General features: G+C 72.0%; 17 protein-coding genes. 13 read left to right on the top strand and 4 right to left on the bottom strand.

The genetic code is table 11. The features are described 5' to 3' along the window. Positions 1–4: 4 nt before the first annotated feature. Complete coding sequence (locus G9272_RS19465; RefSeq protein ID WP_171397772.1) at positions 5–1,075, bottom strand: energy-coupling factor ABC transporter permease; 1,071 nt, start codon at positions 1,073–1,075, stop codon at positions 5–7. Between the two features lie 218 nt (positions 1,076–1,293). On the opposite strand from G9272_RS19465, the gene G9272_RS19460 reads away from it, so the two are divergent. Then, on the top strand, positions 1,294–1,650 hold the full coding sequence (locus G9272_RS19460; RefSeq protein WP_171397771.1) for an SsgA family sporulation/cell division regulator: 357 nt from the start codon (positions 1,294–1,296) through the stop codon (positions 1,648–1,650). 31 nt (positions 1,651–1,681) lie between these two features. On the opposite strand, the gene G9272_RS19455 is transcribed toward G9272_RS19460, so the two are convergent. The 3 genes from G9272_RS19455 to G9272_RS19445 all read right to left on the bottom strand — a co-directional run bounded on the left by G9272_RS19455 (position 1,682) and on the right by G9272_RS19445 (position 7,015). Next, positions 1,682–3,361 carry a penicillin-binding transpeptidase domain-containing protein gene (locus G9272_RS19455; protein ID WP_171397770.1) on the bottom strand — a complete coding sequence of 560 codons (1,680 nt, stop codon included), beginning with the start codon at positions 3,359–3,361 and terminating at the stop codon, positions 1,682–1,684. A gap of 141 nt (positions 3,362–3,502) precedes the next feature. Then, entirely contained in the window at positions 3,503–5,140 is a 1,638-nt protein-coding gene (locus G9272_RS19450; RefSeq protein ID WP_171397769.1) for a penicillin-binding transpeptidase domain-containing protein, read from the bottom strand. Between the two features lie 123 nt (positions 5,141–5,263). Next, positions 5,264–7,015 carry a dolichyl-phosphate-mannose--protein mannosyltransferase gene (locus G9272_RS19445; RefSeq protein WP_171397768.1) on the bottom strand — a complete coding sequence of 584 codons (1,752 nt, stop codon included), beginning with the start codon at positions 7,013–7,015 and terminating at the stop codon, positions 5,264–5,266. 39 nt (positions 7,016–7,054) lie between these two features. On the opposite strand from G9272_RS19445, the gene rsmI reads away from it, so the two are divergent. The 12 genes from rsmI (at position 7,055) to G9272_RS19385 (ending at position 22,295) form a co-directional block, all read left to right on the top strand. After that, positions 7,055–7,948, top strand: coding sequence for a 16S rRNA (cytidine(1402)-2'-O)-methyltransferase (rsmI, locus tag G9272_RS19440; RefSeq protein ID WP_171397767.1), 894 nt, complete (start codon positions 7,055–7,057; stop codon positions 7,946–7,948). A gap of 293 nt (positions 7,949–8,241) precedes the next feature. Continuing rightward, positions 8,242–8,685 (top strand): hypothetical protein, encoded by a 444-nt coding sequence (locus tag G9272_RS19435; RefSeq protein ID WP_171397766.1) that lies wholly within the window; start codon positions 8,242–8,244, stop codon positions 8,683–8,685. Between the two features lie 54 nt (positions 8,686–8,739). Continuing rightward, positions 8,740–9,630, top strand: a complete 891-nt coding sequence (locus G9272_RS19430; protein ID WP_171397765.1) for a TatD family hydrolase — start codon at positions 8,740–8,742, stop codon at positions 9,628–9,630. 114 nt (positions 9,631–9,744) lie between these two features. Continuing rightward, positions 9,745–11,229: a resuscitation-promoting factor gene (locus G9272_RS19425; protein ID WP_301272138.1), complete on the top strand. Its 1,485-nt coding sequence runs from the start codon at positions 9,745–9,747 to the stop codon at positions 11,227–11,229. A gap of 47 nt (positions 11,230–11,276) precedes the next feature. After that, entirely contained in the window at positions 11,277–12,239 is a 963-nt protein-coding gene (gene rsmA, locus G9272_RS19420) for a 16S rRNA (adenine(1518)-N(6)/adenine(1519)-N(6))-dimethyltransferase RsmA (RefSeq protein WP_171397764.1), read from the top strand. Then, a complete protein-coding gene (locus G9272_RS19415; protein ID WP_171397763.1) occupies positions 12,236–13,141 on the top strand; it encodes a 4-(cytidine 5'-diphospho)-2-C-methyl-D-erythritol kinase in 906 nt (301 codons plus the stop codon). Before rsmA ends, G9272_RS19415 begins: the two co-directional genes overlap by 4 nt. Positions 13,142–13,284: 143 nt before the next feature. Then, positions 13,285–14,667: a HEAT repeat domain-containing protein gene (locus tag G9272_RS19410; protein ID WP_171397762.1), complete on the top strand. Its 1,383-nt coding sequence runs from the start codon at positions 13,285–13,287 to the stop codon at positions 14,665–14,667. 377 nt (positions 14,668–15,044) lie between these two features. After that, on the top strand, positions 15,045–16,850 hold the full coding sequence (locus G9272_RS19405) for an ABC-F family ATP-binding cassette domain-containing protein (RefSeq protein ID WP_171397761.1): 1,806 nt from the start codon (positions 15,045–15,047) through the stop codon (positions 16,848–16,850). Between the two features lie 191 nt (positions 16,851–17,041). After that, complete coding sequence (locus tag G9272_RS19400) at positions 17,042–18,889, top strand: outer membrane protein assembly factor BamB family protein (protein WP_171397760.1); 1,848 nt, start codon at positions 17,042–17,044, stop codon at positions 18,887–18,889. Positions 18,890–18,973: 84 nt separating this feature from the next. After that, positions 18,974–21,043 (top strand): outer membrane protein assembly factor BamB family protein, encoded by a 2,070-nt coding sequence (locus tag G9272_RS19395; RefSeq protein ID WP_171397759.1) that lies wholly within the window; start codon positions 18,974–18,976, stop codon positions 21,041–21,043. Between the two features lie 249 nt (positions 21,044–21,292). Beyond that, positions 21,293–22,006: a helix-turn-helix transcriptional regulator gene (locus G9272_RS19390; RefSeq protein ID WP_171397758.1), complete on the top strand. Its 714-nt coding sequence runs from the start codon at positions 21,293–21,295 to the stop codon at positions 22,004–22,006. 136 nt (positions 22,007–22,142) lie between these two features. Further along, entirely contained in the window at positions 22,143–22,295 is a 153-nt protein-coding gene (locus G9272_RS19385) for a hypothetical protein (protein ID WP_171397757.1), read from the top strand. Positions 22,296–22,312 lie beyond the last annotated feature (17 nt).

Raw genomic sequence — 22,312 nt, 5'->3', positions numbered from 1 at the left:
GACGTCAGACGTTCTCTACGGCCGTCGGTGACACGTCGTCGCCCGTCCGGCGCCTGCGCACCGCCCAGAACACCGCGCTGCCCGCGACGACGGTCGTGCCGACCCCGATCACGCCCGCGAGACCGCCGGACAGACGGGCGTTCGTCACGTCCTTGACGCCGTAGTCGGCGAGCGGGGAGTCGGCGGACGCGTGCTCCTCGGCCTTCTTGTCGATGCCCTTGTCGGCGGCGACCTTCTCCAGGCCGTCGGGGTTCGCGGAGGCGTAGAAGCTGACGAAGCCGGCCAGGACGAGGGAGGTGACCAAGCCCGTCACCCACAGCGTGCGCCGCGAGGTGCGCGCCGCCACGGGCGTGCGGGCGCCGGCCGGCGCCTCCTCGGCCGCCGGGGCGTCGACGAGCTCGCCGTGCACCCGCAGCCGGAGCTTCTGCCGCAGATCGCGCGCGCCGTAGACGAGATCCGGCCGTACGGCGACGACGGCGCCCACGGTCAGCGCGGTGATCACGGCCTCGCCGATGCCGATCAGCACATGCACGCCGATCATCGCGGTCGCCACCTTGCCGATCGACACGTCGGTGGTGCCGCCGATCCAGTAGATGAGCGTGAAGGCGACGGCGGCGGCGGGCACGGACAGCACGGCGGCGACGAAGGACGCGACGGTGATGGACCGGCGGCCGCGGGGCAGCACCTTCACCAGGCCGCGGAAGACGGCGTACGCCACGACGGTCGTCACGATCGCCATGTCGGTGATGTTCACGCCGAGCGCGGTCAGACCGCCGTCGGCGAAGAGGATGCCCTGCATCAGCAGGACCACGGACACGCACAGGACCCCTGTGTAGGGGCCCACGAGTATCGCGGCGAGCGCGCCGCCGAGCAGATGGCCGCTGGTCCCCGCCGCGACGGGGAAGTTCAGCATCTGCACGGCGAAGATGAACGCCGCCACCAGGCCGGCCAGCGGCGCGGTCCGGTCGTCGAGCTCGCGGCGCGCGCCGCGCAGGCTCACGGCGATGGCGCCGGCGGCGACGACTCCGGTCACGGCGGAGGTCGGGGCGTTGATGAATCCGTCGGGTACGTGCACCCGACGATGATAGTGGCTTAATGCGAACGGTTCGCAAGAGCGAGTCGCTTGTCTCTTCGGTCTCGCGGCAGCCCGATGCCGTGGTTCGCGCCAGGCCCGCGTATCGCACATGTGAGATATGCCTGCGCGGAGGAGCGCAATCCGCAAAATATGCGACATTGGAAGGGGAGTGGACGCACAGCTTCCGCACAGGTCACGCTGCGTGAGAGGGTCGGCCGATGTCCGTAGTCGAACAGTACGCGCGAGCCCACATCGTCACCGACGCCGACCAGGCCGAGGAAGAACGCACGGCCGTACCCGTCGTCCTGCGGTACGACTCCGAGGAACCCCGATCGGTCCGCGTCGGGCTTCCCGACCGGCGCGAGTGGACGTTCTCCCGCACCCTCCTCGAACAGGGGCTGCGCGCCCCGGCCGGTACCGGCGAGGTACGGGTGTGGCCGTGCGGCCGCGTCCAGGCCGTCGTCGAGTTCCACTCCCCGCACGGCGTCTCGGTCGTCCAGTTCGAGTCGAAGACGCTGCTGCGGTTCCTGCGCCGCACCTACATGGCCACGGCGCAGCAGCCCGTCACGCACTAGCCGGGGACCGGCCCGGTGGGTGTTCGGGGGCTCAGCCGCCCAGGCGCAGCAGTGACGCCACGATCGGTCCGGCCGTGTCGCCGCCGTGGCCGCCCGCCTGCACGACGCCCGCGGCCGCCAGGTCACCGCGGTAGGCGGTGAACCAGCCGTTGGGCTTGTCCTGGTTGTCGACCTCGGCCGAGCCCGTCTTGGCGCCGTAGTCGGGGCCCAGACCGGACATCGCCTCGGCGGCGGTGCCGGCCGCGGCGGTGTAGTTCATCAGCTCCCGCAGCTGCGACACCGTGGACGACGACATCGTGCGCGAGGCCGTCGCCAGCGTGCGGTCGTCCACGGACGGGGCGACCAGATACGGCTGGTGGAAGGTGCCCGCCTTCACGGTGGAGGCGACCGACGCCATGTTCAGCGGGTTCATCCGGACCCCGCCCTGACCGATCAGCGACGCCGCCATCTGGGCCGCCGACTGCACCGGCACCGAGCCGTCGAAGGACGGGACGCCGATCGCCCAGTTGTTCATCGACAGGCCGAAGACCTGCTGCGCCTGCTTGGTCAGGCTGTCGTTGTCCAGGTCGGGCGCCTGGCTGATGAAGGCGGTGTTGCAGGAGCGCGCGAAGCTCGCCTTGAAGGTGCCGCCGGTGATCTGGAAGTCGTCGTCGTTGTGGAACTTCCAGCCGCCGTAGGTGAACGTCTTCGGGCAGGGGTGCACCTTGTCCGCCGACGCCAGGTCCTTCTCGATGAGCAGCGACGAGGTGATGACCTTCATCGTGGAGCCGGGCGCGAGCGAGCCGTTGAACGCGGTGTTGAAGCCGTGGCTCGCGTTGGCCACCGCGAGGATCTCGCCCGTGGAGGGGCGCATCACGACGACCGACGAGCGCGCGGTCTTCGCCACCTGCTGCTCGGCGGCCGCCTGGAGGGTCGGGCTCAGCGTGGTCTTCACGGTGCCCGGAGTGCCCTTGCTGAGTTCCAGCAGCGTCTTGTCGGAGGCCTTCTTCGCCTTCGACGCCTTGCCGCGGACGACCTGGAGCTCCACGCCCGCCTTGCCGCCCGCCTTCTTGCCGTACTTCTCCCGCAGCCCGTCCAGGACCGGCTCCAGGGAGGGGTACTTGGCGACGGTGAGCTCGCCGCCCGCACTGTCGACGGCCTTGACCGGCGGGGTGCCGGACTCGCCGGTGACGAGCTTGTCGCCGTCCTGGAGGTCCGGGTGGACGACGGACGCGTGCCAGTCGACCTGCGCCTTGCCGTTCGTGGGGTTGCGGACGACGGTGAGGGCGCTGTCGTACGTGAGCGCCTTGCTGACGCCCTTGTACTTCACCGTGCCCTTCACGGAGAACGGGACCTTGGTGCCGCTGGCCTTGCCGGCGGTGAGGGTGACGCCCGTGACGTGAGCGTCCTTGGTGTAGCCGGTCAGGAGGGCGGTGGCGGCCGCGGAGTCGTCCGTGGCGGCGGCCGCCCCGGACACCTTGCCCTGCTGCCAGGCCGTCAGGAACCGGGTGGCCGTGGCCTTCGCCTCGGTCGCCGACGGCGCGTCGGCCCTGACCCGCGGCACCTGCTTGCCGTTGGCCGCCGCGGCCGAACCCTCGTCGGCCGCCGCTCCGCCCCCGTACAGCGCGTAGACGCCGATGCCCGCCCCGCCGACCACGACGGCGATCATGCCGCCGACGACGGCGGGCCGCCGCTTCCTGTGCCCCTCTTCGACGCGCCTTCTCTTGCCCACTGCCAGATCCTCCGGATCCCCAGGGGCCTCCCCCCAGCCCGCTGCCCTCGTTGCCCTCACTGACCCCAACGACGGTTACCACCCTAGAGTCCCGTCCTGTGAGGTGACGTCACATGTGACGTCAGCCACCGTCCAGCCGGTTCAGCCCGCCCGCAGCACGTCCACGACGATCGGGCCGGACGCGTCGACGCCGTGACCGCCGTCCTGGGTCATCGCGGCGGCCGCGACATCGCCCCGGTACCCGGTGAACCAGCTGTCGGACTTGTTCTGCCCGTCGACCTCGGCGGAACCGGTCTTCGCACCGATCCGGCCGCTCAGCCCGGCCATCACCTCGGCCGCGGTGCCGCTGGTCGCGGTGCGGTTCATCATGGAGCGCAGTTGCTGCACGGTGCCCGACGACAGGCCACGCGCGTGTGCCGGTTCACGGCCGTCGAGGCCGAGCGGCACGATCACCGGCTGCCGGAAGGTGCCCGTCATCGCGGTCGCCGTGACCGACGCCATGTTCAGCGGGTTCATCTGGACCTGGCCCTGGCCGATCAGTCCGGCCGCGGTGTCCGGGCCGCCGGCGGCCGGGACCGAGCCGTCGAAGGACGGGATGCCGGTCTGCCAGTCGAGGCCGATCCCGAAGCGGTCCCGGGCCTCGTTCGTCAGCGAGTCGACCTTCACCTCGTCCGCGAACTTCACGAACGCCGTGTTGCAGGAGCGGGCGAAGCTCTCGGCGAGGGTCGCGTTCTCGTTCGGCTTCATGCCGGTGATGTTCTGGAAGGTCTGGCTCTCGGAGACGGCCGAGGGCGGACAGGGCGCGGGGCCGTTCGCGGTGGTGAGCCCGTTGTCGATGAGGGTGGCCGCGCTGATGATCTTCATGGTGGAGCCGGGCGCGACCTCGCCCAGGAACGCGGCGTTCCAGCCGTCCGTCCGGTTGTTGGCGACCGCCAGCACCTCACCGGTGCTCGGCTTGACGGCCACCACCGAGGACTGGTCGTACTTCTGCACCGCCTTCTCCGCGGCCGCCTGCACGTCGGCGCTGAGGGTGGTGGGCACCTTGCCCGTCTTGCCCTCGGCGAGGGTCAGCAGCGGGGTGTCGGCGGTGTCCGGGGTGGCGTGTCTGATCGCCAGCTCGACGCCGGCCGTCCCGCCCGCCTTGTCCCCGTACTTGGCGCGCAGCTGGTCCAGGATCGGCCCCAGGGAGGGGTACTTCTCCTTCGTGAGCACCTTGCCGTCACGGTCCACGGCCTCGATCGACGGCGCCGCCGACGAGCCCGTGACCAGGGTGTCGTCCATGGCCTTCAGCTCGGGGTGGACGACCGACGGCGCCCAGTCCACCAGCGCCTTACCGGTGGTGACGCCCCGTACGACCGTCAGCTCGCTCTTGTAGGTGAGCGGCTTGGACTTCCCCTCGTACGACACCGTCGCCTTGACCGTGAAGGGCACGCTGTCGCCCACCGCCGCGCCCGGTGTGATCTTCACGCCGGTGATGTGCGCCGACTGGCTGTAGGAGGTCAGCAGGGGCTCGGCCTTCGCCGCGTTGTTGGTGAGATCGGCGGCCGCCACGGCCTGCCCCTTCTCCCAGGCCGCGAAGAACTTGGTGCTGGTGTCCTTCACCTCGGACCCGCTGGGCGGCCCGGTCTTCACGACCACCGGCTCGCTGCCCCCCGACCCGTCGGCCCCGCTCCCGCCCCCGTTCAGCGCGTTCACGATGTTGAAGGCCCCGTACCCGGCCCCGCCCACCATCACCGCGAAGACCGAGCCGACTATCGCTGCCTTGGCCCCCTTGCGCATGTACGCCCTCCCCGTTGTCCCCGTCGCCCACCCTCGCGGGCGTTTCTGAACGCGTTCAGAAAAATCCCTCAGGCTCACAGTAAGCGGAAAGGGGGGTGTGTGGGGCGAGAGTTTCCGCAATCGTTAGACCCACGTATCCAGCCACATACGTGAACGCCAGTCGTCGATCGGGATCGCCTGCCCCGTGTACAGGGGCCAGAAGTAGATGAAGTTCCAGGCGATGAGCAGGACGAGGACGCCTGCGCCGGTGGCGCCTGCCACGCGGCGGGTGTCGCTGGAACCCGGGGGGCCGACGAGCGCGCCGATCATCATCGCCACCGCCAGGCACAGGAAGGGCAGGAAGACGACGGCGTAGAAGAGGAAGATCGTGCGTTCCTGGTACATGAACCACGGCAGATAGCCGGCCGCGATGCCGCAGACGATCGCGCCGGCGCGCCAGTCGCGGCGGAAGAGCCAGCGCCACAGGACGTAGAGGACCGCGAAGCAGGCCGCCCACCACAGCAGCGGTGTGCCGATCGCGAGGACCTCGCGGGCGCACTTCTCGCCCGCGTCGGTCGGACAGCCGTCCTGGCCCGGGGTGGGGGACTCGTAGAAGTACGAGACCGGGCGGCCGAGGACGAGCCAGCTCCACGGGTTCGACTGGTACGTGTGCGGCGAGGTGAGGTGGGTGTGGAACTCGTAGACCTCGTGCTCGTAGTGCCACAGGCTGCGCCACCAGTCGGGGAACAGCCAGGTCCAGTTGCCGCCCTTGCCGTCGGTGGCCGCCCAGTTGCGGTAGTAGCCGCCCTTGCCGTCGGTGGCGGACAGGATCCAGCCCGTCCACGACACCAGGTAGGTGACCAGCGCGACCGGGACCGTGGCCAGGAACGCGAAGCCCGTGTCGCGCTTCAGCACCGCCAGGTACGGGCGGCGGGCGCCCGCCACCTTGCGCGAGCCGACGTCCCACAACACGGCCATCAGGCAGAACGCCACCAGGATGTACAGGCCGTTCCACTTCGTGCCGATGGCCAGGCCCAGCATCAGGCCCGCGCCCCAGCGCCAGGGCCGCCGGCCCAGGCGGGTGGTCTCCGCGATGTGCGGGTCGGGGCGGCAGCGGCCGTCCGCGTCGAGCGGGAGCGCGGCGGCGAGTTTCTCGCGTGCCTTGTCCCGGTCGACCACCAGGCAGCCGAACGCCGCCAGCACGAAGAACATCAGCACGCCGTCGAGCAGCGAGGTGCGGCTCATCACGAAGGCGAGCCCGTCGACCGCCATCAGCGCGCCCGCCAGGCAGCCCAGGAAGGTGGAGCGGAAGATCCGGCGGCCGATCCGGCACAGCAGCAGGACACTGAGCGTGCCGAGCACCGCCGTCATGAACCGCCAGCCGAACGGGTCGAACCCGAAGAGCAGTTCGCCCAGCCCGATCACGTACTTGCCGACCGGCGGATGCACGACGTACGCCGCGTCCGTCGGGATCGTGACGTGCCCGCCGGAGGAGAGGATGACGTCGTTGGCGTTCTTGTCCCAGTTGACCTCGAACCCGCGGTGGACGACCGCCCACGCGTCCTTGGCGTAGTACGTCTCGTCGAATATCACCGCCTTGGGGCTGCCCAGGTGCCAGAACCGGAGCACGCCCGCCAGCAGTGTGACCAGCAGCGGACCGCCCCAGGACGACCAGCGCGCGATCCGGTCCGTCCACAGCGGTGGAAGGCCCAGCGCCCGCCACAACCGCGGGCTGGGCTGCGCGAACGGCGGCACCAGCCGCTCCCGGACGTCGGCGGACGGCTCCGCGGTGTATCCGAAGCGGCGCAGCCGTTGCTGCCACGACGGCCGCTGGTCGGGCGGCGTCCGGCCCTGCCGGTAGTCCGTGGAGTCCATGGAGGACGCGGTACTGGTCACCGCGCCATCGTAGGGAACAGGTCTGTGTGAGTCCCGTGCATGGGCCCTGCTCGGCCCTGCGAGGATGGAAACGTGACAGCTACGCCCGGAATCCTCGTTCTCGCCGGTACTCCCATCGGTGACGTCTCCGACGCCCCGCCCCGTCTCGCCGAGGAGCTGACCGGCGCCGACGTGATCGCCGCCGAGGACACCCGCCGACTGCGGCGGCTGACCCAGGCGCTGGGCGTGACGCCCAAGGGGCGTGTCGTGTCCTACTTCGAGGGCAACGAGTCCGCCCGTACTCCCGAGCTGGTCGCGGATCTGGTGGGCGGCGCACGGGTGCTGCTCGTCACCGACGCGGGGATGCCGTCGGTCTCCGACCCCGGGTACCGGCTGGTCGCCGCGGCCGTCGAGCAGGACATCCGCGTCACCGCCGTCCCCGGCCCGTCCGCGGTGCTCACCGCGCTGGCCCTTTCCGGGCTGCCCGTCGACCGGTTCTGCTTCGAGGGGTTCCTGCCGAGGAAGGCGGGGGAGCGGCTGTCCCGGCTGCGGGAGGTCGCGGAGGAACGCAGGACCCTCGTGTACTTCGAGGCCCCGCACCGGCTCGACGACACCCTCGCCGCGATGGCCGAGGTGTTCGGCACGGACCGACGGGCCGCCGTGTGCCGGGAGCTGACCAAGACGTACGAAGAGGTGAAGCGCGGTCCGCTCGGCGAGCTGGCGGAGTGGGCGGCCGAGGGCGTGCGGGGCGAGATCACCGTCGTCGTCACCGGGGCGCCCGAGCGCGGGCCCGAGGAGCTCGACGCGACGGAGCTGGTGCGGCGGGTGCGGGTGCGCGAGGAGGCGGGCGAGCGCCGTAAGGAGGCCATCGCGGCGGTGGCGGCGGAGGCGGGGCTGCCGAAGCGCGACGTGTTCGACGCGGTGGTGGCGGCGAAGAACGCCGGGGCTCTGTGACGGGTCGTCGGCGGGGCTCCGTCACGGTCGTCGGCGGGAATCTGTGACGGTCGTCGGCGGGAATCTGTGACGGCTGTTGCCCGGGTGTTGTGAAGGGGCTCACACCCCCTCTGAGCAGGGCGCATGTCGTCTGAGCGTGCGCCCCATGTGCGGGCAAAGGACGCCGGGCGTTGTGGCAAGGGACGCCCAAATCGGCTTCAACAGTGCACAGGTCGGGTGCATTCGCTCCGGGCGAGGCGTCCACTGGATGACGGGACTTGAGCGGTTCCACCAGCGGACCAACAGGAGCGGTCATGAGTGAGATCACAGGGCAGACCGGCCTCCGCGGCGGCGCGAGCGCCGTCGTCAACGAGTCGTACTCCTTCGCCTGCATGCGCTGCGGGCACGGCTGGGAGCAGGCCTTCGAGATAGAGCACCACACCGACGCCGACGGCCACGAGTTCGTCCTCTACGTGGCGAACGGTCGGGTCGTGCCCTCGCCGCTGAGCCGCCCCGCGTGCCAGAACTGCGACGGGCACGTCGTGCGCATCATGCGGGCGGGGCAGGTCTCGTCGGTGCTCAGCGCGGCCCGTCAGCACAAGGCGACCCCGGCCGGACCGGTCCAGGCGCCGGTCTCGGCGGCCGAGGAGCAGCTCGACGCGCAGTCCGACGCCCAGTCCGACGCGCAGTCCAAGGTGCCGCCGCAGCACCACTGGCATCTGTCCGACCTTCTGCACCCGTTCCGCAAGGCGAGCTAGCCGGGCCGATCGCCGCCGGCCGAGGAGGGCGTGCCCCTTCCGTAGGATCGGGGCATGCCTTCGAACGCCGACAAGAACGCCGACAAGAGCGCCGCGCCGCCGCTTCCGGCCCCCCTCGGGGTGCCGGTCGCCGACTCCCACACCCACCTCGACATGCAGTCGGGCACGGTGGAGGAGGCCCTCGCGAAAGCCGCGTCGGTCGGTGTGACGACGGTCGTCCAGGTCGGCTGCGACGTACGGGGCTCCCGGTGGGCGGCCGAGACGGCGGCGGCCCACGCCGGTGTCCACGCGACGGTCGCCCTGCACCCGAACGAGGCGCCGCGCATCGTGCACGGCGACCCCGACGGCTGGTCCCGCCAGGGCGCGCGGACCCCGGGCGGCGCGCAGGCGCTCGACGAGGCGCTCGCCGAGATCGACCGCCTGGCCGCGCTTGCGCACGTCAAGGGCGTCGGCGAGACGGGACTCGACTACTTCCGCACCGGCCCCGAGGGCAAGGAAGCACAGGAGAACTCCTTCCGCGCCCACATCGAGATGGCCAAGCGGCACGGCAAGGCGCTGGTCATCCACGACCGCGACGCCCACGCCGACGTCCTGCGCGTCCTGAAGGAGGAGGGCGCCCCCGAGCGCACCGTCTTCCACTGCTACTCCGGCGACGCCGAGATGGCCGAGATCTGCGCCCGCGCCGGATACTTCATGTCCTTCGCCGGCAACGTCACCTTCAAGAACGCCCAGAACCTCCGGGACGCCGTCGCCGTGGCCCCGCTGGAGCTGCTCCTGGTGGAGACCGATGCCCCCTTCCTGACCCCGGCGCCCTACCGCGGACGGCCCAACGCCCCGTATCTGATCCCGGTCACGGTGCGTGCCATGGCCGCCGTGCGGGACATCGACGAGGACACCCTGGCCACCGCGCTCGCCGCCAACACCGCACGCGCGTTCGCCTACTGAGCGCGCCCGACACCCGTCGAACACAACTCTCGGTAGCCGCGCCACTTTGGAGAGTGACCGTCGCTCCGCTAGGTTCTGGGGGCCCGATCCGGACCCCTCCCCTGGAGTGTCGGCGTGAGCAACTCGCAGTACTCCGAGTACGAGCCGTACGGCGGCGGCGGGTCGTACGTCGACCTGCACAACGCCGAGACGATCGCGTACGGCGTGTACGCGGCGCCCGGGACGTACGACGACACGTACCGGCCCGCGTACGAGACGTACGAAGCACCGCCCCAGCCTCCCGAGACCCTCCAGCTCCCCGAGCCGGTCCAGCTCACCGAGACCGCTCCGTACGCCGAGACGGTCCAGCTCACGGGGACCGCCCCGTACGCCGAGACGGTCCAGCTCACCGGGACCGCCCCGTACGCCGAGACGGTGCATCTCTCCGGACCGGTGCTGCCCCAGCTGCCGCGGCAGGACGCGGGGCGGGCCGCGCGGCGGCGCAGGACGCGCTCCGCCGAGCGTCCGGAGTCCACGATCCGCCGGCTGGTCCCGCAGGCACTCGTCGTCGCCTTCCTGGCCGGCGGCACCACCGCCTTCGTCGCCGAGGACAAGGCGGTCGAGCTGACCGTCGACGGCAAGCCGCGCACGCTGCACACCTTCGCCGACGACGTGACCGAGCTCCTCGCGGAGGAAGGCGTGCGGGTGGGCGCGCACGACGTGGTGGCGCCCGCCCCCGGCACCGCCCTCACCAGCGGCGACGAGATCGCGGTGCACTACGGGCGGCCCGTCCGGCTCACCCTGGACGGACACCGGCACGAGGTGTGGACGACGGCGCACACCGTGCAGGAGGCGCTCCAGCAGCTCGGGGTGCGCTCGGAGGGCGCGTACATGTCCGTCCCGCGCTCCCAGCCGATCGGACGCGCGGGGCTCGCGCTGGACGTACGCACCGAGCGCTCGGTCACGGTCATGGCCGACGGCCGGGCCCGCACCATCCGCACCAACGCGGCGACCGTGGGCGAGGCGGTGGCGGCGGCCGGGATCACCCTGCGCGGCCAGGACACCACGTCCGTCGCGTCCGGCAGCTTCCCGCGCGACGGGCAGACGGTCACCGTGCTGCGGATCACCGGCACCAAGGAGGTGCGGGAGGAGGCGATCCCGTTCGGTGTGCACCGCACCGACGACTCCTCGCTGTTCAAGGGCACGGAGGTGGTGGAGCGGGCCGGACAGCCCGGCCTGCGCCGGATCACGTACTCCCTGCGCACCGTCAACGGCGTACGGCAGACACCGCGGCGGATCCGCGACGAGATCGTGCGCGAACCGCGCGATCAGGTGGTCAAGGTCGGGACGAAGCCGCTGCCGGCCTCCGTGCGGGGCGCCGACGGCCTGGACTGGCACGGCCTCGCGGTCTGCGAGTCGGGCGGCCGGCCGAACGCGGTCGACCCCTCGGGCACGTACGGCGGGCTGTACCAGTTCGACACCCGCACCTGGCACAGCCTCGGCGGCAGCGGACGGCCCCAGGACGCCCCGGCGGCGGAACAGACGCTCCGCGCGAAGAAGCTGTACGTGCGACGCGGGGCGAGTCCCTGGCCGCACTGCGGGACGCGGCTGCACGGGTGAGAGGTGCGGCGGCGGACGGTGTCCGTGCGCCCCCGTACCCTTGTCCCGTGAGTACCAGCCCCGCCCCCGACGCCCTCCTGGGCCCCGCCGACATCCGTGAGCTGGCGGCGGTCCTCGGCGTGCGGCCCACCAAGCAGCGCGGCCAGAACTTCGTGATCGACGCGAACACGGTCCGCCGTATCGTCCGTACCGCGGAGGTCCGGCCCGACGACGTGGTCGTCGAGGTCGGCCCGGGGCTCGGCTCCCTCACCCTGGCGCTGCTGGAGACCGCCGACCGGGTCACGGCCGTCGAGATCGACGACGTCCTGGCCGGCGCGCTGCCCGCGACGATCGCGGCGCGCATGCCGGAGCGCGCCGAGCGGTTCGCGCTGGTGCACTCCGACGCGATGCGGGTGACCGAACTGCCCGGCCCCGCCCCGACCGCGCTGGTCGCGAACCTGCCGTACAACGTGGCCGTGCCCGTGCTGCTGCACATGCTGGAGACCTTCCCGAGCATCGAGCGCACCCTCGTCATGGTCCAGTCGGAGGTCGCCGACCGGCTCGCCGCCGGGCCCGGCTCGAAGGTGTACGGCGTGCCGTCGGTCAAGGCCAACTGGTACGCCGAGGTCAAGCGGGCCGGCGCCATCGGGCGCAAGGTCTTCTGGCCCGCGCCGAACGTGGACAGCGGGCTGGTGTCGCTGGTGCGGCGGACCGAGCCGATCAAGACCACGGCGTCGCGGCGCGAGGTCTTCGCCGTCGTCGACGCGGCGTTCGCCCAGCGCCGCAAGACCCTGCGGGCCGCGCTCGCCGGATGGGCGGGGTCCGCGGCCCGTGCGGAGGAGGCCCTCGTGGCGGCCGGCGTCTCGCCGCAGGCGCGCGGCGAGGCCCTCACGGTCGAGGAGTTCGCCCGCATCGCCGAGGCCGCGCCGGACCGGGAGACGCCCGCCGAACCGCCGGCGTCCGTCGAGTCCCCGGCGTCCCTCGAGTCCCCGGCGTCCCTCGAATCCCCGCAGCAGAAGGACTCCGAGTGAGCGTCACCGTGCGGGTGCCCGCCAAGGTCAACGTGCAGCTCGCGGTGGGCGCCGCCCGCGCGGACGGCTTCCACGACCTGGCGAACGTCTTCCTCGCGGTCGGTCTGTACGACGAGGTCACGGTGACCCCGGCCGACGGACTCCGCGTCACCTGCGAGGGCCCGGACGCCGGCCAGGTCCCCCTGGACCGTACGAACCTGGCGGCACGGGCCGCGATCGCGCTGGCCGAGCGGTACGGCCGTACGCCCGACGTGCACCTCCACATCGCCAAGGACATCCCCGTCGCCGGGGGCATGGCGGGCGGCAGCGCGGACGGCGCGGGCGCGCTGCTGGCCTGCGACGCGCTGTGGGGCACCGGCGCCACCCGTGACGAACTCCTCGAGATCTGCGCCGAGTTGGGCAGCGATGTGCCGTTCAGCCTGGTCGGCGGGGCGGCCCTCGGCACCGGGCGCGGCGAGAAGCTGACGGCGCTGGAGGTCGGCGGCACGTTCCACTGGGTGTTCGCGATGGCCGAACGGGGGCTGTCGACACCGTCGGTGTTCCGGGAGTTCGACCGGCTGGCGCAGGGCCGGGACATCCCCGAACCGGTGGCCTCCCGGCACCTCCTCGACGCCCTGGCCGAGGGTGACCCCGACGCTCTCGCGGCCACCGTCTCCAACGACCTCCAGCCGGCCGCGCTGTCGCTCTTCCCCGAACTCGCCGACACCCTCGCCGCGGGCCACGCGGCCGGTGCCCTCGCCACCCTCGTCTCGGGCTCGGGCCCGACCACCGCCTTCCTCGCCCGGGACACCGCCGCCGCGGCGAAGATCGCGGAGGCGCTGCGCACGTCGGGCACCTGCCGGAGCGTGCGGGTGGCGGCGGGACCGGCACCGGGCGCGACGGTGGTCGGGGACCGGCCGTGACACGGCTGCCCCGGTCGTAGGGCGCCTGTCCAGGCTGTGGTTCGACTGCCCCGCCCGTTTAATTCGGCTGCCCCGGGCGACCGGCGCCCTCTAGGCTCCCTCGGCCGGTTCCACCAGGAGGCCGGGGTGGGGGAGGCATGCGCATGGGGTCGGCGGAACTGGTCGCGGCCGTTCGGCGGGGGGACGTCGAAGCCGTTCATGAACTGCTGGACGGCGGGGAGGATCCGAACGCCCGCGACCCGGCCGACGGCGTTCCCCTGCTCTGCGTGGCCGTGGCGGCCTACGACGAACCGGTCGCCGAGGAGCTGATCAGGGCCGGCGCCGACGCGTTGCGTTCGCCGGACGGGGCCCCGGGAGGGGATCCCGGGCTGCCCGGCGGCGACAGCGCGCTGACCCGGGCGGTGGACGGCGGCTGCTCCTGGATGGCCGCCCGGCTGCTGCCCGAACTCGTCCGCCTCGACGCCGACGCGCGGGCCGACCTGCTGGCACGCGCGCGGTACTGGGCCGAGGCGGACATCGAGACCGAGCTGCGGCGCAGGACCGGACTGGCCGGGCCGGTCGAGCGGGGCACGGTGCGGGTCGAATCCTGGTCCTCCGAGCACGAGCGCCACTCGCTCGGCGGGCAGACCGTGTGGGACGGTCACCTGGGCGTCCTCACCATGCTGGAGGAGCGCTTCCGGATCCGTACGTCGTTCGACGAGCTGCTCGCGCGGGCGCTCACCCGCCCGGACCGGGAGCACAACGTCTGGTCCGATTCCGTCGTCCTCCTCGCCGGCCGGCGGGACGAGGAGACCTGGGCCGCCGCCCAGGCGCTGAGCGCGCATCCCGACCGGCTGCGCCGCCTCTTCGCCGCGGATGTGCTGCGGTGCCTCGTCATCGGGTTCGGCAGCCTGTTCGCGCGGCCGTCGGCCGAGGTCGACAAACCCGCGCCCGCGGTGTTCCTGCCCTGGGCCCTGGAGGAACCGGACCCCGAGGTGCTCGCCCTGGTGCTGTCCGGGCTGAGCGAGGAGGGCGACTCGGACGGGAACGGGGAGATCATCGAGCCCGTCGGTCTGTCGTACGCCGGTCATCCCGACCCGCGCGTACGCCTGGAGGTGCCCGACACCCTGAGACCGGAAGCCGCATGCGCGCGCGTGCAGCGCGAGAAGCTCGACGTCCTGTACGCGCTGGCGCGCGATGCCGACCCCAGGGTGCGCGAGCGCGCGGTCCACTGGCTGGCGCACTGCCCCGCGGAGGCGCCCGGCGTCACCGACGTGCTCGCCGGACTCCTCGACGACGAGCTGCGGGACACCCGGGTGCACGCCGCCTACGGGCTCGCGCAGCGCGATGACCCGCGCTGTGTGGCCGCCGAGCGCGGGCTGCGGCCCCTCGACGCCGACGGCTGGCCGGATTCCGGCCTTGTGCGGGCGATATGGCGCTACGAGGAGAACCACCCGGAGGTCTCCGAGCCGAGGCTTTCCGGACCGAGTGTCTCCGGACCGAGGGCCTCCGAGCCGGAGCTTTCCGAGTCGGATCCTTCCGAGTAGGACCTTTCCGAGCCGGGGAGACGATCCCGTCCGGCGGCCTGGCGCGCCCGCGCTTGTGTCCGCGCCTGTGTCCGGTCCGCGCCCCGGTCCGTGCCCCGCGCCCCGGCCCGCGCCCCGGTCCGCTCCGGCGTGCGCGAGGCGGTGTCCGCCCGGCGCGCGCAACCGTTCGTCGCGCGGCCGGAGGCAGCGTCCGTACGCCGACAGCCGGGGGCGTGAGCAGCTCGCGCACGCGCCGTTCGTGGACGGCGCGCACGACGATCGCGCGCTCTGCCGGAAGCCGCTGACGCCCTCATGACCGCGAAAGAAGCCGGGCACCCGAGGGTGTCGGTCGCGCCGACTACCCTGGAGGGTCGAGCATCCCCCGTGGCAGGAGAGAAATGGCCGTCAATCTGGTCAATGTCGAGAACGTCAGCAAGGTGTACGGAACCCGTACCCTCCTCGACGGCATCTCGCTCGGCGTGTCCGAAGGGGACCGGATCGGCGTCGTCGGCCGCAACGGCGACGGGAAGACCACGCTGATCCGCATGCTCGCCAAGCTGGAGGAGACGGACTCCGGCCGGGTCACGCACTCCGGCGGGGTACGCCTGGGCGTACTCACCCAGCACGACTCGCTCGACTCGGCCGCGACCGTCCGGCACGAGGTCATCCGGGACATGGCCGACCACGAGTGGGCCGGCAACGCCAAGGTCAGGGACGTGCTCACCGGGCTCTTCGGCGGGCTCGACCTGCCCGGGTTCCCGCAGGGCCTGGACACCGTCATCGGTCCGCTCTCCGGCGGTGAGCGCCGTCGGATCGCGCTCGCCAAGCTGCTGATCGAGGAGCAGGACCTGATCGTCCTGGACGAGCCGACCAACCACCTCGACGTCGAGGGCATCTCCTGGCTGGCCCGGCATCTGCGCGAGCGCCGCTCCGCGCTCGTCTGCGTCACCCACGACCGCTGGTTCCTCGACCAGGTCTGCACCCGCATGTGGGACGTGCAGCGCGGCGACGTCCACGAGTACGAGGGCGGCTACTCCGACTACGTCTTCGCGCGCGCGGAGCGTGAGCGCATCGCCGCGACCGAGGAGGTCAAGCGGCAGAACCTGGTCCGCAAGGAGCTCGCCTGGCTGCGCCGCGGCGCGCCCGCGCGGACGTCCAAGCCGCGGTTCCGCGTCGAGGCGGCCAACGAGCTCATCAAGGACGTGCCGCCGCCCCGCGACAGCAGCGAGCTGATGAAGTTCGCGTCCTCACGCCTCGGCAGGACGGTCTTCGACCTCGAGGACGTCACCGTCCAGGCCGGTCCCAAGGTGCTGCTCAAGCACATCACCTGGCACCTCGGTCCCGGTGACCGCATCGGCCTGGTCGGCGTCAACGGCGCCGGCAAGACCTCGCTGCTGCGGGCCCTGGCCGAGGCCGCCCGCACCGGCGGCGAGGTGCAGCCGGTGGCCGGCCGTGTCGTCGTCGGCAAGACCGTCAAGCTCGCCTATCTCTCCCAGGAGGTCGGCGAGCTCGACCCCGGTCTGCGGGTCCTGGAGGCCGTCCAGCAGGTGCGTGAGCGCGTCGACCTGGGCAAGGGGCGCGAACTGACCGCGGGGCAGCTGTGCGAGACGTTCGGCTTCAACAAGGACAAGCAGTGGACGCCGGTCGGGGACCTGTCGGGCGGTGAGCGCCGCCGCCTCCAGATCCTGCGCCTCCTCATGGACGAGCCCAACGTCCTCTTCCTCGACGAGCCCACCAACGACCTCGACATCGAGACCCTCACCCAGCTCGAGGACCTCCTCGACGGCTGGCCGGGCTCGATGATCGTCATCTCCCACGACCGCTTCTTCGTCGAGCGGACCACGGACCGGGTCTTCGCCCTCCTCGGCGACGCCGCCCTGCGGATGCTCCCGCGCGGCATCGACGAGTACATCGAGCGCCGGCAGCGCATGGAGGAGACCGCGGCCGCCTCGGCTCCGGCGGCCGTCGCGAAGCCCGCGACCGAGAAGAGCGCCGCCGACCAGCGCGCCGCCAAGAAGGAACTCCAGAAGATCGAGCGGCAGTTGGACAAGGTCTCCGAGAAGGAGTCCAAGCTGCACGCCCGGATCGCGGACAACGCCACCGACTTCGGGAAGGTCGCCGAACTCGACGCCGAGCTGCGGGAATTGGTGGGCGAGCGCGAGGAACTGGAACTGCGGTGGCTGGAACTCGCCGAGGACGCGTGAAGGGTGCGTGAAGGCGCATAACGACGGCATCACGGGCCGGTCCTCCCTTGGGAACAGGGGTGGATCGCCCCCGGGAGCCGTCCGTCACGGGTGATAGAAAGAGCCGTCTGAGAACTTTCTGAGGACGGCTCCGGGCGGGTCACTGACCTGGGGGCGTGGCTAAAAACCAGTGACATAGGGGGAACACGCTGATGGCTCAGCCGCCCAATCAGCCGCCGCAGCAGGGTGGTTTCGGAGCACCGCAGGACCAGCCGCAACAGCCACAGGCGCCGCAGCCGCCACAGGGTGGCTTCGGCGCACCCCAGATGCCGCCGCAGCCGCCCCAGGGCCCGCCCGCCCAGCCGCCGCAGCCCGGTTACGGCTATCCGCAGCAACAGCCGCCGCAGCCCGGCCCGTACGGTCAGCCGCCGCAGCCCGGTCCCTACGGTCAGCCCCAGCAGCCGGGCCCCTACGGCCAGCCCGGCCAGCCCGGACAGTCCGGCCCCTATGCCCAGCCGGGGCCCTACGCCCAGCCGAGCGGGCCCTACGGTCAGCAGCCCGGTTACGGCTATCCGCAGCCGCCCCAGTTCCCCGGCGCGCCCGGCGCTCCCGGTACGCCGCCGGGCGGGCGCAACCCCTTCAAGGGGCGGCCCGCGCTGGTGGTCGGGGCCGCGGTGGCGGCGCTGCTGGTGATCGGCGGGACGGTGTTCGCGGTCACGAACGGCGACGACGAGGGCGGAAAGAAGCCGGTCGCCGGACCCAGCGACGACGGCAAGGCCACGTCGAGCGGCGCACCGGTCAACCCCGGTGACGGCAGCGGCGACGGCGGCGAGGACACCGAGGACTTCAACGCGGACCGCAAGGCCGGCGAGGCGAAGGTGCTCTGGTACAAGGAGGCGCCCGACGCGCCCGCCTCCGGCGCCGACGCCCCGGGCATGTGGATCACCTCCAAGACGGCCGTGAAGGCGGCGTACAAGGAGGTCGTCGCGTACAACATCGGCGACGGCAAGCCCACCTGGGACACCATCGCCCTTCCGCAGAAGATCTGCGCGGTCACCCCGCAGAAGACGGCGGACGACAAGGTCGTCGTGGCGTACATGAGCGGCACCAGCGACCGCGCCAAGTGCAACCAGCTCCAGCAGATCGACCTCAACACCGGAGCCAAGGGCTGGACGGGTGTGGTCGCGGACGGCGCGCTGTTCGACAGCGCCATCAGCATCGAGCTGTCGCTGGCCGGCAACACGCTGATGGTGGGCCGCTCGCAGTCCGGCACGGCGTACGACGTCCGCACCGGCAAGAAGCTGTACGACAAGCAGAAGTACGGCGACGCCTGCTTCCCGACGGCGTTCGCGGGCGGCACCCGGCTGATCGCGGTGGCGTCCTGCGACGCGACCGAGGCCAACGAGCACGACGAGATCCAGGAGCTGGACCCGGCGACCGGCAAGGCCAGGTGGACCCAGAAGTTCGACAAGGGCTGGTCGGTCGCGAAGACGTACTCCGTCGACCCGCTGGTGGTCTACAGCACCAACGAGGACAAGAACACCTGGAACATCGCGACGTTCAAGCCGGACGGCTCCTACCGCTCGCAGGTCGGCTTCGACGAGGACTTCGCGCCCGACTGCGACTCCGGCTTCCTCCAGCGCAACCTCACGGGCTGCACGGGCACCGCCGCCGACGCGAACACGCTCTACCTGCCGACCGAGTCGAGCAGCGGTCCCAACGAGATCGTGGCGATCGACCTCTCCACCGGCAAGGAGAAGTGGCGCGTGAAGTCCCCGACCGACGAGTCGATGCTCCCGGTGAAGGTCGAGGGCGGCAACCTCGTCGCCTACGTCGAGCCGTCGTACGACGCGGCCGGCCGGGTGGTGGGCATCCCGACGGCCGGGTCCGCCCACACGCCGACGACGCTGATGCAGCTGCCCGAGAGCACGGCCGAGATCGAGGACGGCTTCTACTCGCGTGACCTCGCCTGGGTCGACGGGCGCCTCTACCTCTCCTCCACCCGGCTGACGGGCAACGACGACACGAAGGAGAAGCTGATGCTCGCCTACGGCAAGTGAGGCGACCCACCGCCTTCCCCGCCCCGTCGACGTCCCCGCCCGTCCGCCCGAGCTTTCCGAGCGTTCTCCCGAGGTATCCACACCATGACCCAGCCGCCGCCCCCGCCGCCGAACCAGCCCCCGCAGCCGCCGCAGCAGGGCGGTTTCGGCCCGCCGCAGCCGCCGCAGGACACGCCGCCGCAGGACGCCGTGCCCAAGGACGCGGCCCCGCAGGACGCCGCGCCGCAGCCTCCCGCCCCCGACCTGGCGAAGACCCCGGAGCCGGGCTACGGCTACCCGCAGGCACCCCAGCCGGGCCAGGTGCCCCAGGCTCCGGCCCAGGCGGCTCAGCACCCCCAGGCTCCGCAGCCTCCGCAGACGCCTCCGCCCCCGGCCCCGTCCGGGCCCCCGCAGCAGCCCCAGCCGGGGTACGGCTACCCGCAGGCCCCGGGACAGCCGGCGCCCCCGGCCGCCGCCGCCGGTTACGGCTACCCGGCCCAGCCGGGCACGCCCGCGCCCTCCGCCTACGGCCAGCCCCAGCAGCCGGGCCCCTACGGCCAGCCGACGCCCCCGTACGGCCAGCAGCCCGGTTACGGCTACCCGGGTCAGCCGGGTCAGCCGGGGTATCCGGCCGCTCAGCCGGGTTACGGCTACCCGGGGCAGCCCACCATGCCCATGCACCCGCAGGCCGGCGGCCCCGGACAGGGACCGGGCGCCGGCGTCGGCAAGAAGTTCAACGCGCAGGTGGCGATCATCGTCGGGGCGGTCGTCGCGATCGCGCTGATAGTCGGCGGCGGCGTCTGGTACGCGAAGTCCGGCGACGGTGGGAAGAAGGAAGAGGCGGGCCCCGCCGGTCCGACCGGCGGCGGTGGCGACACCGGTGGCACGGGAGGCACCGGCGGCACGTCCTCCGGCGGCAAGGAGAAGGTGCCGGCCGACCCCGCCTCGGACGTGCTCTTCAAGATCCCGATGCCCGTGATCAAGAAGGACGACAGCGTCGGCGTCAAGGGCTCCTGGCTGACCGACAAGGCGTACGTGAAGACGGGCGTCAACGAGGTCGCCGGCTACGACCTGGACAAGGGCACCAAGCTCTGGTCGGTCCCGCTGCCCGGCCCGGTGTGCGAGGCCAGCAAGTTCGCCACCGACGACTACCGCACGGCGGTCACCTTCCAGGCGAGCGCCGCCGATACGGCCGCCTGCGACCAGGTCGCGGCGATCGACCTCGCCGCGGGCAAGCAGCTGTGGAAGAAGACCGTCAACTCCGGTGACTACCCGATCAGTTTCAATAACGTCACGGTCAGCGCGAACACGGTCGCCCTCGGCAGCACCAACGGCGGCGCCGCCTTCGACATCGGCTCCGGCAAGGTGCTGTGGTCGCCGAAGCCGGCCGACACCTGCTACGACGCCGGCTACGGCGGCGGCCCGAAGCTGGTGGCCGTGCGCAAGTGCGGCGCGTACGACAACCCCGAGCTGCACATCCAGACCATCGACCCGGTGTCCGGGAAGGTGATCTCCGAGTACAAGCTGGCCACGGGCATCGACTACGCGTCCATCGTGTCCAGCGACCCCCTGGTGGTGGCCGCCGACGTCGGCGACAGCGCCGGTGACGGCAGCGGCATCTCGGACTTCTTCTCCATCGACAACAAGACCGGCAAGCTGCTCACCCGTATCTCGGTCCCGGGCGACGACTACGCGGCCGACTGCGACGGCATCACCAAGGTCGAGGCCTGCACGGGTCTGGCCGTCGGCAACGGCCGGATCTACGTCCCGACCGAGGAGCACGACGGCACCGGCGACTACAGCCGGACCAACGAGGTCATCGCCTTCGACCTGGCCACCGGCAAGCAGACCGGCCAGCGCGCGGACGCCGGCGACGGCTACACGATCTACCCGCTGCGCATGGACGGCAGCAACCTGATCGCCTACAAGCGGCCGCCGTACGACAAGGGTGGCCAGGTCGTCAGCATCGCCGGGGGCTCCTTCAAGGAGACCACGCTGCTGGAGAACCCGGCCACGGACGCGGTGCACGACCTGGAGACCAGCATGTCCCCGGAGTACTCCGAGGTCCTCTTCTCCCAGGGACGCCTGTTCATGTCCGAGGTGTACGCCGACGACGGCTCGCTCTCCAGCGGTGACCCGCAGTACCTCGCGGTCGCGTACGGCGCGGGCAGCTGATCGTCTTAATCGCCGTGACGGCCCCGTCCCTGCTCAGGGGCGGGGCCGTGCACTTACCGCCCATGACCCTCGAATGTGAGGAATTTCGGCGATCCGGGCACTTCTCACCGGTAGGGGGAGCGCAACGTCGAACAAGCGTGTAGCTTCCGGGGGCATGAAGAACGGGGTGCCGGGGGGCACCCTTTGTTGGTCCGTGTGGGTCCGTGTGAGCCCGTGTGGGCATCCATGGGGGGACTGGGGGGTTGCTCGATGGGAGTGCGGCTGATGGTGGTCGACGACCACCGACTGCTCGCCGAGGCGCTGGCCTCGGCGCTCAAACTGCGGGGGCACCGGGTGCTCGCCGCGGCGGCACCGGCCGCGGGCGCGGCGGAACTGGTGATCACCCGCGCCCCGGAGGTGTGCCTGCTGGGCACGGCGGTCCCGGCCGAGCCGGGCATCTTCGACCCGGTGGTCCGCATCAAGCGGGAGCGGCCACAGGTGGCGGTCCTGGTCCTCGGCCCGGTACCGAGCCCCCGCGGCATCGCGGCGGCCTTCGCCGCGGGCGCCTCCGGCTACGTACGCCACGACGAGCGCATAGAGGGCGTGGAGCGGGCCATCATGAAGGCGCGGGCGGGTGAGGCGGCGGTGGCTCCGCAGCTGCTGCAAGGCGCGTTCAGCGAACTCCTGAACCCGGCGGCCCAGCCGGACGACGAGGGCCAGCGGCTGCTCCAGATGCTCACGCCCCGCGAGGTGGAGGTCCTGGTCCGGGTCGCGGACGGCGAGGACACCCGCCTGATCGCCGCCGGCATGGGCATCGCCCCGTCCACGGCGCGCACGCACGTCCAGCGGGTCCTGATGAAACTGGGCGTCGGCTCCCGTCTGGAAGCGGCGGCACTCGCGGCCCGCACGGGTCTGCTGGACCGCGCGGGCGCGCTGCCGCACATGTCCCGGGACACGCAAACGGGTACGGGGCCGGAGTTCTGACGAACTCCGGCCCCGTACCGCGGGGTTCACCTCGGCAGACGAGTGCGCGGCCGGCTTCACGGCAACGGTCGACGACGACGAGCGCAAGGTCGGCAAGGTCGCTCCGGAACTGGCCCCCGAGGGCACGGACCAGCCGATGGGCCTGAGGGCGACGGTGGAACGGGCCGGCAAGAAGACCCCGGCCAAGGCCGTGATCCTCCGCTCGGGCAACACGATCGCCTGCCTCAGCGGCACCCCGTCGATCCCGACCACGGTCCTGGACGCCCAACTGGTAATACTCCGCGGCTGACCCCGCCGGTGCGTATG

It is taken from the genome of Streptomyces asoensis (assembly GCF_013085465.1).
In the GTDB taxonomy this organism is placed as follows: Bacteria; Actinomycetota; Actinomycetes; order Streptomycetales; family Streptomycetaceae; genus Streptomyces; species Streptomyces cacaoi_A.
The sequence above is the reverse complement of the archived record's forward strand: the minus strand, read 5'-3'. Positions and strand labels throughout refer to the sequence as shown.

Excerpts from the sequence above, each read along its gene's own strand:
- G9272_RS19460 (WP_171397771.1), top strand. The coding sequence starts at position 1,294 with ATGTCCGTAGTCGAACAGTACGCGCGAGCCCACATCGTCACCGACGCC.
- G9272_RS19450 (WP_171397769.1), bottom strand. The coding sequence starts at position 5,140 with ATGCGCAAGGGGGCCAAGGCAGCGATAGTCGGCTCGGTCTTCGCGGTG.
- rsmI (WP_171397767.1), top strand. The coding sequence starts at position 7,055 with ATGGGCCCTGCTCGGCCCTGCGAGGATGGAAACGTGACAGCTACGCCC.
- G9272_RS19435 (WP_171397766.1), top strand. The coding sequence starts at position 8,242 with ATGAGTGAGATCACAGGGCAGACCGGCCTCCGCGGCGGCGCGAGCGCC.
- G9272_RS19430 (WP_171397765.1), top strand. The coding sequence starts at position 8,740 with ATGCCTTCGAACGCCGACAAGAACGCCGACAAGAGCGCCGCGCCGCCG.
- G9272_RS19410 (WP_171397762.1), top strand. The coding sequence starts at position 13,285 with ATGGGGTCGGCGGAACTGGTCGCGGCCGTTCGGCGGGGGGACGTCGAA.
- G9272_RS19405 (WP_171397761.1), top strand. The coding sequence starts at position 15,045 with ATGGCCGTCAATCTGGTCAATGTCGAGAACGTCAGCAAGGTGTACGGA.
- G9272_RS19400 (WP_171397760.1), top strand. The coding sequence starts at position 17,042 with ATGGCTCAGCCGCCCAATCAGCCGCCGCAGCAGGGTGGTTTCGGAGCA.
- G9272_RS19395 (WP_171397759.1), top strand. The coding sequence starts at position 18,974 with ATGACCCAGCCGCCGCCCCCGCCGCCGAACCAGCCCCCGCAGCCGCCG.
- G9272_RS19390 (WP_171397758.1), top strand. The coding sequence starts at position 21,293 with ATGGGAGTGCGGCTGATGGTGGTCGACGACCACCGACTGCTCGCCGAG.
- G9272_RS19385 (WP_171397757.1), top strand. The coding sequence starts at position 22,143 with ATGGGCCTGAGGGCGACGGTGGAACGGGCCGGCAAGAAGACCCCGGCC.